Below are 15,268 nucleotides of genomic sequence, written 5' to 3' on the forward strand. Positions count from 1 at the left end.
TATGAATGAATGGGTTAATGCGATGCAGGCACGTAAATGGATGAAGAAGAACGAATCCTTTTTACCGGTCTGGCACGCTTATGTCGGGTCAGAACTGCAATTGTTCGATCAATTTAAACAAGCACGCACCGTGGAATCAGTAAGTGAAGAAACTGGGTATCCTGTTGATCTGCTGACTTCATGGGTCCGCGTAGGAGTGGCCGTTAAACACATGAAGCGCCGTCCGAACCAGACTTTTCGTACTTCAAAAAAACGCTGCGCATCAATTGTCGGCAACAACGCATCCCCCGGGGTTAAAGCACTTTTAAAAGAAATTATGGAGCTCCACATGCCAACCCTGCTGAACTACCCTGAATACATGAGATCACAGAGCAGGGCAAGGTTCGACCATGAACTTCACGGGGAAGTCGTCGCCGAAACGTCCGCTCTCCTCGAGCACTTCGCCATTAAGAAAATTAAAAAAATGATCCGCGACCGCAACGTAAAAAGCATCGTCGATCTGGGCTGCGGCCACGGCGGCTACCTGCGCAAACTGGCGGACGATCATCCGGACGTGCAAATGACCGGTGTCGACATTAATAAAAATGTGATCGTCCGTGCCCGTGAAGAATCGGCGGCTTACCCGAATATCAGTTTCGAAGTCGGCGACATTAACGCGTGGACTCCGGAGGAAGGAAGAAGTGACGTCATCCTGCTGCATAACATTTTTCATTACATTCATCCCAATTTGCGCATGGGGCTCCTCGATCATTTGAACAGCTACGTGGCAAGGGACGGACTCATTTCTGTCATTACCCCGTTAAGCGAAACCGAGCACGGCGAGGCTTTTTCTTCAGCTTTCAACAGCTTTTTCGTCGCCCATTCAAACTTATTTGCTCTCCCGAATAAGCTTCAGCTGCAGGACATCTCTCAATCCTGCCAGTTCGAAATGTTCGATCTCGATCCGATTATTAAGGAAGGATCGTGGTTTACCTTCTGGCTCAGCCCGAGCGTTCATATTAAAAACCTCCACCAGAGAACCGGCACCGATGACCACGACCAGACGATTACAGGGCAGAACCAGCCCCAGCTGACGCAGACTTCATAGAAAAAAACCGTCACCCCAAGCAGGTGACGGATTTCGTTATGGCTTTCTTCGTCCTTTAATGACTTTCATGATAATAATAATCGCTGCAACTATCAGTAACAAGTTAATGAGACCGCCGGCAATGTCGAGAACCAGACCAAGCAGCCAGATGATAAGTATAACGACAACAATAGTCCAAAGCATAATCAGTCAACCTCCTTTTAATGTTAGATTTCCTTGCAAAGCTTACGTAAAACCTTTTTACGAAAAAATTTTGTCCAAATGAGTCGATACCTTTATAATAGGAGTAGTTTGTACGGAAAGGAGCCAAACTATGCTGGACATACAAGAAATTAAAGAAATCATCCCGCACCGCTACCCATTCCTTCTCATCGATCAAGTCGAAGAAATCGAAGAGGGCAGGCGTGCGGTCGCTTACAAGAACGTCACCGTAAACGAACCATTCTTTCAGGGACACTTCCCCAACTACCCAGTTATGCCGGGAGTGCTGATTACAGAAGCCCTTGCCCAAACCGGCGCTGTAGCCATGCTGAAAAAGGAAGAAAACCAGGGCAAGCTTGCCTTTTTTACGGGAATCGACAAATGCCGCTTCAAGCGCCAGGTTAAGCCGGGAGACCGCCTTAAGCTTGAAGTTGAAATCGTACGTCTGAAAGGACCGATGGGCAAAGGAAAAGCTACCGCAACCGTTGACGGAGAAGTCGCCTGCGAAGCGGAAATCATGTTCGCCCTTAAATAATGGATTCATTCATAAAGCCGCCCTCAAAAACCAGGGCGGCTCTTCCTATTTCTCAAGTCAAAAAAGGATCATAAGTCCCATTCTGCCCATGTATACCCATAAATAAAATTGGACACACTAGCAATCGTAAACATAACTATCAAGGAGGAATACATGATGAAAAATGCTTTACTTAAACTACTCATCGCAATGTTAGCTGTGTCTGTACTTGGAGCCTGCGCTCAGGAAGAGGAGCCGGCCGAGGAGGAAAGCACGGAAGAAGAAGGTAACATGGAAGAAGAAGAGCAGATGGAAGAAGATGAAGAGGATATGAAAGAAGACGAGGAAAAAATGGAAGAGGACGAAGAAACTAACGAAGATACAATGGAAGAAGACGAAGAAGAGTAATATTCTCTTATGTACCGCCGCTCCTACTCAGGGAAGCGGCTCTTTTTATGTTCCCTCAACCTGGGTTCCTGCACAATTACAGCAACCGCCACCGCAGACAGCCCGCCCATAATGAAGAACGGTACGACCTACACTAGCCGATTAAACCACTCAACGATAAACAAACCAATCCTGCGTAGAAAAGAACCACACCGAACAGCGCCAGCCCCTTTGACATCCGCGTCATGCGTCCCCCGACTTTTTTTAAAAAAGACTAGACGGCCCAAAGCAAATACCGCCGCCTAGTTCTTATTTACCCTTTTACATCAATTTGACTCCCCTTTGTCGGGTGAGGAGCCGAATCAGACAGCATCTCAACCATCTGACTGCCCTGCTGTTCAGCATGACTCTTGGCCTGATTCATCACCGCCAGTGTGGACTGCTGCTTCACATTCGCCTGACTCATCGCCATCGACGTCTTCGCTACATCCATTGGATCACACTCCCTTCCCTTTTACCATCGACGAATTTTAGAAAAAATGAACAACTAAGTCCGGATGATTGTCAATAGAATCTACAATTCGGTAGAATAGAAGAAAGCCCCCAAATATTTTGCACATAATAAAAAATAGGAGTTTTCCGGTTCGCTATGTGTGGAATAGGGGAAAAAGAGGTGATTTCCGATGAAATACAGAACAGCCGAAGACTTAAAACCGTTACTGTTCGACGAAGAAGAGAGAGTCGTCAACCAGATCCCTAGGGAGAAAGTAGACGTGTATGCCTATCTCAACTACAACTTTGACAGCACATACGTGCCGGACGACACGATCTACCAGTTCGTCTTTCGCCACTTCTTTAAGCTGGACAATCCCAGCCTCACCAACGAATTCGAAGAAGAATACTTCAAACTGATGGAAGAGCAGCGCAGCGAAGAACGCCCAAACATCGTTCAGATTACGAAAAACCTTTACAACATCAAGAACCACAAAGGGAACCCAACGATGCAATTCCCGCTTGCCGCCGCCATGCTGCATGCCATCAATCCTGTGTTCCCGTCCTATGACAGCGACATAGCAAAAGCATTCGACTTCTCATCTACCTATCACTTATCCGGGTTCGATAAGAAAATGAAACGTTATATGGGACAATACCAGCACGCCTTCAGTACGTACAAAGAACTGCTGGAAGACGAAGCCGTTCAGCCGCTGATTGTGCATTTCAATGAGAAATTCCCTGACCATCGTGAACTGCCCGAAGTGAAAAAACTAGAACTTATCGTCGGCCAGCTAGGCCACAGCATGCAGTAAGCATTCCTACATAACCGCAGGCCCCACAAGGCCCGCGGTTATTTTTTATACTCCCACTTTGCTTTCCCTAACACCACTCTGTCTGATCTCTCTCCTAATTTCAATTTTTCTCTTTTTTCTCTGTGTACCCGGTACACCATAGCAGCACATTGGTACCGGGTACACCGGCCGTCGATCTCTGTACCCGGTACCATCCTCAATGTGGTATACTATTAAAAAAATAACGGAGGTGCTCTATGTCCAGAATTAAACGCATTTGGTATCCGGGAGCCACGTATCACATTACATCACGAGGCAACCGCAAAGAAAATATTTTTCTCCACGACTACGACCGCATAAGATACCTTAACACCCTTAAATACGTGAACAAAAAATATCCATTTAAGCTCCACGCGTACTGTCTGATGAGCAATCACATCCATCTGCTCCTTGAAACCAATCAATTCCCCCCAGGTAAAATCCTTCATCTGCTTCACCTCAACTACGCCAAATACTTCAATAAAAAGTACGATCACAACGGCCATCTCTTTCAAGGAAGATATCACGCTAAGCTCATTATAGACCGTTATTACTTTATGGACGCGTTCAGCTACATCCACCTTAACCCATTCCGCGCCAATCTTAATGATCAAGAAGAAATCAACCCCCTATGGTCATCCCACTACTACTACACACACGACGAAACAGACAAAATGATTACAAAAGATTTATTCCACTCCTATCTTGGACAAACCCCCTACAAACAATGGTTTGCCAGCAAAAAACTCAAAACCCAACAATAATAACAGTAAAATTGAATTTTATTATTATTTTTTTTACCGGGTACACAAAAAGCAGCACCCTGTACCGGGTACACCTATCCACCACATCTGTACCCGGTACAAAACAATTCAAAAAATTAAAACAATTACCGCCCGCCATCCTCTCACACAACTGTCACATCAACAATCGACAAAACCTTGCATAAGCCCCCAAATTCTAGTAACATTATCCATAATTATGACCACCCAGTCACACATAAGAGAGAGGAAGACCTACATATGAAACGAACGATTCTCAGCCTCCTGCTCATCACGGCCACGACCCTCACCGCTTGTAGCAGCAACAGCGACGACACCCAGGAAGAACGCACCACACCTGTTGAAGTCGCCGAAGTGACTCAGGAAGACTTCACCATTGAACGAAAAATAGCCGGCAGAGCGGCTACAGATGAAGGCACACCCGTCACACCGAGCATCGCCGGGGAATTGGTGACGTTAAACGTAGCCAAGGGAGACCGTATCGAGGAAGGGGAGACCGTCGGCGTCGTGTCACCGGCCGACCAGGGAAGCCAGGTCGAGCTGCAGGAGGTCGCCGTCGAGCAGGCCCAGTCCCAGCTCGATGACGCACGCACTCAATATGACCAGGCCGTCGAAGGAGTTGATACCGCCGAGGAACAAGTAGATCTCGCTCGTGAGGCTTCAGGGGCAGAAGCTGAGCAGACGACAGAACAAGCCCGCCAGCAGTATGAGTCAGCCCAGCAAATAGCTGACGAAACGAAGAAGCTGGCTGACGAAGGAACTGTACCAGAATCAATTTATGAACAATCCCAGGAACGCGCCGATCAAGCTGAATCTCAGCTTAATCAAGCGTCCGACCAAGGCGGCATGACTTCGTCAGCTGCAGCGGAAGCCGAAGCGCAGGTCGAACAGGCGGAGCAGGCAGTAAGTCAGGCCGAATCTGCTGTGGAACAGGCGGAGCTAGGTTTAGAGCAGGCACAGATTCAGCTGGATGACGCTCGAGAACAATCCGAAAACGAAGCTGTGATTGCCGACGAAACAGGGGAAGTCGCTTCAGTCGAAGCAAGCGAAGGCGATCAAGTTTCAAACCAGCAGCCCTTCGCCACAATTATCAGCTTAAATCCGATAACGATCACTGCATCGATCACCGATGAACAGCTGTCCCTTTTTAATGAAGACGAGGAAATCGACATAGAAATCCCGACCATAGATGAAACAGTAACTGCCACCATCGATTATGTTCCATCTGTTCCAGACGATACGAATCTTTACCCCGTAGAAGCTGCGGTGGACAATGCAGAAGAAAACATTAAGCCGGGTATGATGGCTTCTTTTCTCCTGCCTGAAAACGTTGTAGAAGATGCATTAATTGTCCCGGCGGATGCCGTCGTAGAACAGAGCGGAGAATCGTATATCTACTTATTAAATGCTGACGGCGATGAAGTAGAACGCGTTGATATTGAAATCGAAGAGTCCCAGTCCGACCGCACAGCGATCACAGGGGACATATCGGCAGGCGATACGGTCGTCACGAACGGACAGCTGACGCTTGATGACGGAGCGCAAGTCGAAGTTATGAAGGAGGACGACTAAGTGAAGCTCGTCAACCTATCCGTAAAGCGCCCCGTCGGCGTGATTATGGTCGTAGCGGCGATTCTTGCCCTCGGCTTTGTTTCACTGCGCTCACTTACGATCGACCTTTATCCTGAAATCGATCTGCCCGTAGCGGTCGTATCGACTTCCTATGAGGAAGCTGCCCCGCAGGAAGTGGAACGGCTCGTCAGTCAGCCGGTCGAATCGTCCGTCAGTGCAATTGAAGGCTTAGAAGTGCTGCAGTCCCAGTCACAATCAGGAGCATCGCTCGTCTTCATGCAGTTCAGCATGGGAACCGATCTCGACAGTACGCTCCTTGAAGTAAGGGAAAACGTTGACCAGGTCACCGAAGCGCTTCCTGAAGGAGCAGGAGAGCCTAGCGTGCTCCGTTTTGACCCACAGGCGCTTCCAATCATGACGGTCGGCTTATCGGGCGATTCACCCGAGCAGCTTCAGCGTGTCGCCGAAGACCAGTTAATTCCACAGCTTGAACGACAGGAAGGCGTAGCGTCTGTCGATATCGAAGGCGGCAGCACCCGCCAGGTTGACATTCTCATCGACCGTGCGAAAATGGCCAGCTACGAGCTCGATACGGAAACCATTACACAGACACTAAACGCTTCTAACCAGGCTGCATCAGCCGGTTCTGTAGAAAAAGGCGACCAGGATATCCAAATCAGGATCGACGGCGAATTTGACTCCATCGAAGACATAGAACAAACGAATATCCAATCTCCATCCGGTGCCCAGGTAACCCTTGATCAAATCGCCGAAGTTGAAGAAAAATATGAATCCGACAGCGTCTCAGAAGTAAGCGGAGAATCATCCGTAGCGCTTTCGATTATGAAGAAGACCGACGGCAACACGGTAGAGACCGCCAACAACATACGCGACGCTCTCGATGAAGTTGAAGGCGATCTGCCTGATAGCGCCGACACAGAAGTCGTGCTCGATACAAGTGAATTTATTAAAACATCGATTAACAGCGTCGTGCTCAATATCATCATTGGCGGCATCATCTCGATCCTCGTCCTGATGCTTTTTCTAAAAAGTTTCCGGGCGACACTCGTCATCGGCATTTCTATTCCAATTGCCATCATCTCAACGTTTACGCTCATGTATTTCACCGGCGAAACGCTGAACGTCCTCACGATGGGAGGACTCGCGCTCGGCATCGGCATGATGGTCGACAGCTCGATCGTCATATTAGAAAGCATCGTCAGCTACCGGCAGCGCGGCTATCCAATGGTCGAAGCAGCTAAGAAAGGGGCATCTGAACTCGCCCCCGCCGTAATCGCATCAGCCACAACGACTTTGGTCGTTTTTCTGCCGATCATTTTCGTAGAAGGCATTGCATCCGAACTGTTCACACCGCTCGCGATCACGATTTCCTTTGCCCTGATCACTGCGCTCGCCGTATCGGTTACGCTTATCCCGATGCTGTCGTCCAAACTATTGACGAAGCCTCTGCAGACGAGTGGACGCCGCTACTGGTTCGACCGATTTTTAGAAAAAGTGAACGACAAATACCGAACGTTGCTGAATAAAGTGCTTAAATGGCGCAAAACAACGGTTGCTCTCACACTCGCAGCCATCGTCGGCAGCGTCGCACTCATCCCGAGCATCGGCACTGAGTTTATTCCGCCGTCCGACCAGGGACAAATCGAAATCAACGTTGAAATGCCAGCCGCGACGTCACTAGAAGGCACCCAGGAGACGACCGATTCCATCGACCAGCGCCTGAAAAACTTCAGCGAAGATATCGATGTCAGCTACCTGTCTATTGGCGGCGGAGGCATGGGAGGGGATATCGGAAACGGCAGCTCCGACAGTGCCACGTTCACCCTGCAGCTGGTCGACCCTGATCAGAGGGAACATTCTACTCAAAACGTCATTAAGCAAATCGACGAAGAGCTGCGCGATATCCCGGGTGCTGAAATTTCCGTGACTGAACTTGACGCGGGTCTAGGAACCGGATCACCGCTCCAGATTCAGCTCAACGGACCTGAATACGAAGTACTTGATGAATTGTCCCAGCAGGTGACGTACGTTATGGAAGACGTCGAAGGAGTCAGCGAGCCGACCTCTTCTACAGAGGAAGGACGCCCGGAGATGAATATTGAAGTCGACCGCGACAAAGCGTCTCAGTATGGATTGACCGAGCAGGAAATTATCGCGCAGGTCCAGACGTCCTTCACAGGCCAGGTGGCTACAAGGTACCGCGAAGCCAGTGAAGAAATTGACGTGCAGATGATTTTACCTGAAGAAGAACGACAGACGATCAATGATTTAGAAGGCATGTCCGTGCAGACAGCTAACGGCGGGATTATTCCGCTGTCTACAGTTGCCGAACTCGAGCAGGTGCAGGGACCCGTAAATCTTTTACGTGAAGATCAGCAGCCACAGGTGAACGTAGAATCAGAAGTCGTTGACCGCGACCTCGGCAGTACGACCGAAGATGTGCGCGCTGAACTCGAGAGCCTCAACTTTCCTGAAGGCTACTCGTATGAAATAGGCGGTCAGGCACAGGATATGGAGGAAGCATTTGGAGATTTAGGTCTCGCGCTCATCTTCTCTATCTTCCTCGTCTACGCGGTGATGGCGATCCAGTTCGAGAACTTCCTGTTTCCTTTCATCATTATGTTCTCGCTGCCAGCTACTGTCGTCGGCATTACTTCCGGTCTGTTCCTAACCGGACTGCCGTTTAGTCTGCCGGCCTTCGTCGGGATCATCATGCTCGCCGGGATCGTCGTCAACAACGCCATCGTACTCGTTGACTACATTAATATATTACGTAGAAAAGGATACGACCGTACCGAAGCGATCTTAGACGCCGGTCCAAGCCGGATGCGTCCGATTCTCATGACCACACTGACGACGGTGCTCGGCATGGTACCGCTCGCAATTGGTATCGGGCAGGGCGCCGAAGCCCAGCAGCCGCTCGCCGTCACGATCATTTTCGGCTTAACGGTGTCGACATTCTTTACGCTCATATTAATCCCCGTCGTCTACACGTATTTCGACGACCTATCCAAAAAAATAACCGGCTTCTTCCGCAAAAGACGCGACGAAGCTTAACCATAATACCCTGCCGCGGTCTCGGCAGGGTATTTTATTTTCGGTCAATATTCGATTATTTCCGGGGAAATAATTCATTATTTTCTGCGGAGACCAAATCGTTTTCGCCCATAAAAAGCGCGATCCGCCCATAAGCGGTCTGCTTCCGCCCATAACTGCCCCGGAACGCCCATAAAAAGAAAATCCCGCCCACAACCGACCTCAATGCGCCCATAACCCGTGCCGCGCTCACTCCCAGCGCCCCAAAATCCTTGTCGAACCCCCACCATCCCCGTCGACCTTACACTAATAATCTAAAGCTAATTTACATTAATTTGAAAACTTTTACAGAACCCTTACATAACTATAAAAAAACTAACAAATTCGTGTGATAGTTTACGAGTATAGAAAGAAACAGCATTTTTTGTAAAAGAGAGGGAAGGGGATTCGATGTTATTAATACCGCTTATGATCATCATCGCGCTCAGTCTGGGCATCTATGAAATGAAGCGGCATCAGCGCCGCATCCGCTCCATTCCGATCCGGGTGAATGTGAATGGGGTTCGAGGGAAGTCAACGGTAACGCGGTTGATTACGGGTGTTTTGAAGGAAGCGGGCAGGAAGACGGTCGGGAAGACGACCGGGACGTCCGCGCGTATGATTTACTGGCATACGAAGGAAGAGAAACCGATTCAGCGCCGTCTGGAGGGGCCGAATATAAGTGAGCAGAAGCATGTGATTAAGGAGGCCCACCAGCTGAAAGCTGAAGCGCTTGTTAGTGAATGTATGGCGGTGAATCCGGATTATCAGATTACTTTTCAAAATCAGATGCTGCAGGCGAATATTGGTGTGATCGTCAATGTACTTGAGGATCATCTCGATGTGATGGGGCCGACGGTTGATGAGGTGGCGGAAGCGTTCACGGCTACGATACCTTACCGCGGATACTTGATTCTAACCGATTCGCCGTACACGATATATTTTAGAAAAGTTGCCAGAAAGCGCAAAACACGCGTCATCATGGCAGATAACTCTCGTATTTCAGAAGAATACTTACGCAGGTTTGAATATATGGTGTTTCCGGAGAATGCTTCGCTCGCCCTGGCGGTGGCAGAAGCGCTTGAGATTGATGAAGAAACGGCGCTCCGCGGCATGCTGAAGGCGCAGCCGGACCCTGGGGCAATGCGGATTCTTCCGGTTATGGACGAGGAAGAGCCGTGCTTTTTCGTCAATGGGTTTGCGGCAAATGATGCTGCTTCGACGTTGAACATCTGGCGGCGGATTGAGCAGACAAGCTACCCGCACAGCGACCCGATTTTGATTATGAACTGCCGGGAGGACCGCGTCGACCGTACCGAGCTGTTTGCGCGCGACGTCCTGCCGTACATTCATGCTGACCGTCTCGTCCTTATCGGTGAAGTGACCCATCCAATCGTCGATGCCTATGAAGCGGGCGGGATTCCCGCCAGGTATCTCATGAATCTTGAGAAGCATACGACCGAAGAGATTTTTCAGTCCCTAAAGCCTTATCTCAACAAAAAGGTAATTTACGGCGTCGGCAACATTCACGGCGCCGCTGAACCGTTAATTGAAAAATTCAAGACAAAGCATCAGCCAAAAAAAGAATTAGTTGTCAGCTAGGAGGCCTCCCATGTTTGGATCCGATTTGTATATATCGTTAGTTGTAGGTGTGATTTTAAGCCTGATTTATTCTGAGAAAACCGGCATCCTTCCCGCCGGTCTCATTGTGCCGGGCTACTTAGCGTTGAGCTTCGATCAGCCTGTGTATATGCTGACTGTTTTTCTAATCAGCTTCTTAACCTATTTTATTGTCCAGTACGGCATCGCGCGCTTTTCGATTCTTTACGGGCGGAGAAAATTTGCCGCCATGCTTACTACAGGCATCGTTATTAAACTGCTGCTCGATGCTGTTTATCCCGTCGTGCCGTTTGAAATTTATGAACTCCGGGGGATCGGGGTCATTGTTCCAGGCTTAATCGCAAACACGATTCAAAAGCAGGGATTGTTCCCAACGGTGATCAGCACGCTGCTCCTCAGTGGTCTGACTTTTTTAATCATGTTTGCTTACTTCTTATTTTAGGGTGAATACCATATGGCAAAAAAATTGAACTTCAAAGAAAAGATGTTAAAGCAGAGCAAATGGCATAAAAAACGCACGTCGCTCCATACGTTAATCGCCATGCTCGTTGTGCTCGCTCTCGTCTATCCGCTGAACCATTATATGAAGCCGTCGGCAACAGCGGTGGAAGAAGACGATTCGAGGTTCACCGCTTCTGTCGTAGGGGACATCATGTTCGGACGCTTCACAGAACATGTCGCAGAAAAAGACTCCTATGATGCTCATTTTGACAACGTCCGTGAGCTGTTTAATAACTCTGATTATGTCGCCGGCAACTTCGAGCATCCGGTTGTACTTAATGAAGACGCGGTTCCGATTGAGAAAGCGTACAATTTTAAAACGCAGCCGGAAGCCGTTGAAGCGCTGGAGAACGCCAATTTTACCGTTGCTAATCTTGCCAATAATAATATTCTCGACTACGGAATTACCGGTTTAACCGATACCGTCAATACGTTTAATGATTCAGAAACTGACGTAATCGGGGCCGGCCAGAACTTAACCGAAGCGGGAGAGATTCACTACAAGGAATATAACGGCGTGACGGTCGCAAGCCTTGGATTTAACGACATTCTTGAATACAGTACACGCGCCACCGACACGGCAGCCGGCGTCCTCGGCGCTGATCCCGAGACGTTTCTTCCGCTGATTCAGGAAGCGAAGGAGAATGCTGATCTTGTCTTCGTCCACGTTCACTGGGGCAAAGAATATGAAAATGATATTCAGCCCAAACAGCGTGATTACGCCCATGCGATGGCCGATGCCGGAGCAGACGCCATTTTTGGATCGCACGCTCATGTTATAGCACCGATTGAGAAGTACGAGGACACGGTCATTTTCTACAGTCTCGGCAACTTCATTTTTGACCAGGGCTGGTCGCGCACGAAGGAATCTGCAGTCGTTCAGTACCATTTAGAGGAAGACGGTTCCGCCCGGTTTGAGGTGCTGCCTTCTTATATTGAAGAAACGAAGCCATCTCTGCTGACGGAGAACGAACGTTACCGCACTACCACCATATTAAGAAAAATGACGAAGGAGCTGGATGAAGCGGATTGGAGTAAACAAGGCAGCCGCGCCGTAATCCCAGTCGATCACTCACACATTACAGCCGAGGAGGAGAGCAGCCTTGCAGAATAAAATACTCATTACCGTGCTGTCCGTCATTGTCGTGGCGGGCATGTGGTTCTACTATCAAGTCGAAGGCGTAACACCCGGGAACTCGATCTTCAGCCAATCTTCAAATAAAGAACATAAAGACCCTGTCGAAACGGATCAGGGGTATGGCGTCAGCGCCTCTAACCCAGCTGCTGTAGAAGCAGGAATGAAGATTTTAGAAAAAGGCGGTTCTGCCGCTGATGCAGCCGTCGCGGTTTCTTACGTCTTAAGCGTCGTCGAGCCTTATGGTTCAGGCATCGGAGGAGGCGGCGAAACGCTTTACCATCCCGCAGACGGCGACCCGGTCACTTACGTGTATAACGAAAACGCTCCGCTCAACGGAGAAATGCCGGAGGATAACGTAGGTCTCCCGGGATTTGTCAAAGGAATGGAGCAGCTGAACGCCGACCTCGGCAACCTGGAAATGAACGAGCTGCTCCAGCCTGCTATTGACGTGGCAGAAGGGGGTTTTGAAGTAGACAATAGTCTGCACAGCCGCTTAAAGGCTGCTCAGTATCGCATGCCGATATCCGATCTGCCTCACCTTTATCCTGATGGAACCCCAGTGAATCCGGGCGTTACGATCAAGCAGGAAGAGCTCGCCCAGACGCTTAAAGCGATACGCGACGGGGGAGCGGACAGCTTTTACAACGACGAACTCGGGCAGAATTTTCTTGCGAATACATCCGGGCACAGCGAGCAGGATTTAACCGAGTATGAAGTGAAAACCGCCGAGCCCGCAACCGGCAGCTTTGCAGGTTATGATGTCATCACAGCGCCCCCGCCTTTTGGCGGCACCGCATTGATACAGTCGCTTCACATGGTTGAAGACATGGAACTGGAAAAATCCGCAGCGAATCACGAAGAGTACATCCACCTCTTAGGAGAGATCATTAAGCAGAGCTACAGCGATCGTCTCTCTCACATTAGCGACCCTGAATTTAATCAAATAGATGTCGCTACGATGACAAGCGACGCCTACGCCGAGAATCTTGCTGAGGATATATCCACGGATCAGCTGTCCGAGGATATCGAGATTAACGACAGCCCGGCCGATGAAGCCGATCACGCCAACACGACCCATTTTGTCATCGTCGATAAAGAAGGCAACATGGCGTCAACAACGAACACGCTCAGTAACTTTTTCGGATCCGGCAAATTCGTCGACGGCTATTTCTTAAACAACCAGCTTTCAAACTTCAGCGAAACACCGGGATCCGTAAACGCCCCCGAGCCAGGGAAGAGCCCGAGAAGCTACACCGCACCAACGATCCTGGCCAAAGACGGCCAGCCCGTCATCGGCATCGGCACACCAGGCGGGAAGCGGATCCCGATGATGATCACCGACGTGCTCACACGCCATCTGCTGCTGGATCAGCCGCTTGAAGAAGTCGTCGAGGAGCCGCGCTTTTACGTCGAAGAAGAGGAGGTGATTATGGAAGAAGCCTTCGCCGACAGCTTAGACGAAGACGTCACACAGCAGCTGCAGGACAAAGGATACCGACTCGACACGTACGACTCTGACCAATTTTACGGAGCGATCCACAGCCTCGTCATCGACCGGGAGCAGGGCCTTATGTACGGCGCCGCCGACAGCCGCCGCGCCGGTGACTGGCAAATCAAAGAAAATTAGGAGAGACCCATATGATCAAAAAATTTCTTAAAGAATCACGCTCATTTATTCTGCTCGGACTGGTCATAATCGCCATGGCCACATTCAAACAAGTCGACACGATCAACGACGAAGACAGAACCTTTATCGAGAACTTCAACGCCGAGCAAAACAACAATGAAGAAGACGAGAGCATCATCAGCAACTAAACAAAAATCGCCGAGCTCCTCCCGGGGGCTCGGTTTTACGTTAGGGCGTTATCTATCCGAGTTAGGGAGCTATCCTGTCGCGTTGGGGTGTTATCTTACGGCGTTAGGTCGCTATCTGACCATCCCGTTTTAGCTAAACCCTCAGCCCTTCACTACCCACACCACATAAGAATCAGATAAGGGTTGCTAAAACCTCCGGATTTCGAGAAGATGGGTACGAACATTGTAATGCCGGCTGAAGCAAAGCCTTCAGCGCGGATACAGCAACAAAAAGATGTTAGGAGTTTTTTTATGAATCAACTATTTGACTTATCGAATCAGGTGGCTGTCGTAACCGGCGGGAACCGAGGACTTGGGAAAGACATCGCATTAGGCCTGGCAGGCGCAGGTGCTGATGTCGTTGTTATTGCGCGAAACGTGAAAGAAGAAGTAGTAGACGAACTGCGTAACGAAGGTGTACAAGCGGCAGGCATTAACTTCGATCTGCAGAACAGCGAGCAGTATGATGAGTTAATTGATCGAATCACGAATGAATTCGGGAGAGTAGATATTCTAGTCAATAACGCCGGCGTGCAGAAACGTCATCCTTCTGTTGAATTTCCAAAAGAAGATTGGGATTTCGTTATGGACATTAATGCAAACGCTGTCTTTCTCTTATGCCAGAAGTTTGGCAGAAAAATGATTGAACAGGGCAGCGGCAAAATTATTAATATGGCGTCAATGCTTTCTTTTCACGGGGGATACACTGTTCCAGCTTATGCAGCAAGTAAGGGCGCGGTGATGCAGTTTACGAAGTCACTGGCCAATGAGTGGGCAGCGCACGGAGTCAATGTGAATTGCATTGCGCCAGGCTATATGGCGACCGATATGAACACCGCCCTCATCAATGACGAACAAAGAAACCAGGAAATTCTCGGACGGATTCCCGCTAAAAGGTGGGGGGAACCACAGGATGTACGTGGAGCAGCGATCTTTTTAGCTTCCCGGGCCTCTGATTATATTCACGGCTTTACCCTCGCTGTTGATGGAGGATACTTAGGGAGATAATCAATGAAACCTCAATCTTTCTCAATGATTGGGGTTTTTTTCATGGGAAGCTTCTGAGCAGTTACACACCGTTATATCTCACAAATGAGGACTTTTACCTAAAATGTAAAAAATATTGCCGGGAAGCACAAGGAAACGCTAATTTAAAATTTAGAAATAAACCATAAATTTACATTAAAGTTT

15 protein-coding genes are annotated in these 15,268 nt (G+C 49.1%); 13 read left to right on the plus strand and 2 right to left on the minus strand.

Annotation, left to right across the window (positions count from 1 at the left end; all coding sequences use genetic code 11):
• The first annotated feature begins 1 nt into the window (after position 1).
• A complete protein-coding gene (locus tag LF822_RS11670; RefSeq protein WP_253924213.1) occupies positions 2–1,087 on the plus strand; it encodes a class I SAM-dependent methyltransferase in 1,086 nt (361 codons plus the stop codon).
• A 36-nt stretch (positions 1,088–1,123) separates the two neighbouring features.
• Here the strand turns inward: LF822_RS11670 and LF822_RS11675 are convergent, their stop codons facing one another.
• The gene (locus LF822_RS11675) at positions 1,124–1,270 is read right to left on the minus strand and encodes a lmo0937 family membrane protein (RefSeq protein ID WP_253924214.1); all 147 of its coding nucleotides are present in this window, start codon (positions 1,268–1,270) and stop codon (positions 1,124–1,126) included.
• 130 nt (positions 1,271–1,400) lie between these two features.
• Here LF822_RS11675 and fabZ point away from each other — a divergent pair, with 130 nt between their 5' ends.
• Both fabZ and LF822_RS11685 read left to right on the plus strand, forming a co-directional pair.
• Positions 1,401–1,823, plus strand: coding sequence for a 3-hydroxyacyl-ACP dehydratase FabZ (gene fabZ, locus LF822_RS11680; RefSeq protein ID WP_253924215.1), 423 nt, complete (start codon positions 1,401–1,403; stop codon positions 1,821–1,823).
• Positions 1,824–1,976: 153 nt separating this feature from the next.
• Positions 1,977–2,210 carry a hypothetical protein gene (locus tag LF822_RS11685; protein WP_253924216.1) on the plus strand — a complete coding sequence of 78 codons (234 nt, stop codon included), beginning with the start codon at positions 1,977–1,979 and terminating at the stop codon, positions 2,208–2,210.
• A gap of 292 nt (positions 2,211–2,502) precedes the next feature.
• On the opposite strand, the gene LF822_RS11690 is transcribed toward LF822_RS11685, so the two are convergent.
• Complete coding sequence (locus LF822_RS11690) at positions 2,503–2,682, minus strand: YjfB family protein (protein ID WP_253924217.1); 180 nt, start codon at positions 2,680–2,682, stop codon at positions 2,503–2,505.
• A 190-nt stretch (positions 2,683–2,872) separates the two neighbouring features.
• Between LF822_RS11690 and LF822_RS11695 the strand changes: the two genes are divergently transcribed.
• From LF822_RS11695 to LF822_RS11740, 10 genes are all read left to right on the plus strand, one after another.
• Complete coding sequence (locus tag LF822_RS11695; RefSeq protein WP_253924218.1) at positions 2,873–3,496, plus strand: hypothetical protein; 624 nt, start codon at positions 2,873–2,875, stop codon at positions 3,494–3,496.
• 236 nt (positions 3,497–3,732) lie between these two features.
• Positions 3,733–4,278 (plus strand): transposase, encoded by a 546-nt coding sequence (locus LF822_RS23090; RefSeq protein WP_371925889.1) that lies wholly within the window; start codon positions 3,733–3,735, stop codon positions 4,276–4,278.
• A 258-nt stretch (positions 4,279–4,536) separates the two neighbouring features.
• Positions 4,537–5,868, plus strand: coding sequence for an efflux RND transporter periplasmic adaptor subunit (locus tag LF822_RS11705; protein ID WP_253924220.1), 1,332 nt, complete (start codon positions 4,537–4,539; stop codon positions 5,866–5,868).
• Complete coding sequence (locus tag LF822_RS11710) at positions 5,869–8,946, plus strand: efflux RND transporter permease subunit (RefSeq protein ID WP_253924221.1); 3,078 nt, start codon at positions 5,869–5,871, stop codon at positions 8,944–8,946.
• A gap of 429 nt (positions 8,947–9,375) precedes the next feature.
• Positions 9,376–10,566 carry a poly-gamma-glutamate synthase PgsB gene (gene pgsB / locus LF822_RS11715; RefSeq protein WP_253924222.1) on the plus strand — a complete coding sequence of 397 codons (1,191 nt, stop codon included), beginning with the start codon at positions 9,376–9,378 and terminating at the stop codon, positions 10,564–10,566.
• A 10-nt stretch (positions 10,567–10,576) separates the two neighbouring features.
• Entirely contained in the window at positions 10,577–11,026 is a 450-nt protein-coding gene (gene pgsC, locus LF822_RS11720) for a poly-gamma-glutamate biosynthesis protein PgsC (RefSeq protein WP_253924223.1), read from the plus strand.
• Positions 11,027–11,038: 12 nt separating this feature from the next.
• Positions 11,039–12,199 carry a CapA family protein gene (locus LF822_RS11725; protein WP_253924224.1) on the plus strand — a complete coding sequence of 387 codons (1,161 nt, stop codon included), beginning with the start codon at positions 11,039–11,041 and terminating at the stop codon, positions 12,197–12,199.
• The gene (locus LF822_RS11730; RefSeq protein ID WP_253924225.1) at positions 12,189–13,850 is read left to right on the plus strand and encodes a gamma-glutamyltransferase family protein; all 1,662 of its coding nucleotides are present in this window, start codon (positions 12,189–12,191) and stop codon (positions 13,848–13,850) included. Before LF822_RS11725 ends, LF822_RS11730 begins: the two co-directional genes overlap by 11 nt.
• An 11-nt stretch (positions 13,851–13,861) precedes the next feature.
• Positions 13,862–14,038 (plus strand): hypothetical protein, encoded by a 177-nt coding sequence (locus LF822_RS11735; RefSeq protein ID WP_253924226.1) that lies wholly within the window; start codon positions 13,862–13,864, stop codon positions 14,036–14,038.
• Between the two features lie 291 nt (positions 14,039–14,329).
• Positions 14,330–15,085 (plus strand): glucose 1-dehydrogenase, encoded by a 756-nt coding sequence (locus LF822_RS11740; protein WP_253924227.1) that lies wholly within the window; start codon positions 14,330–14,332, stop codon positions 15,083–15,085.
• Positions 15,086–15,268 lie beyond the last annotated feature (183 nt).

It is taken from the genome of Halobacillus sp. A5, assembly GCF_024189315.1.
Classification (GTDB): Bacteria; Bacillota; Bacilli; order Bacillales; family Halobacillaceae; genus Halobacillus_A.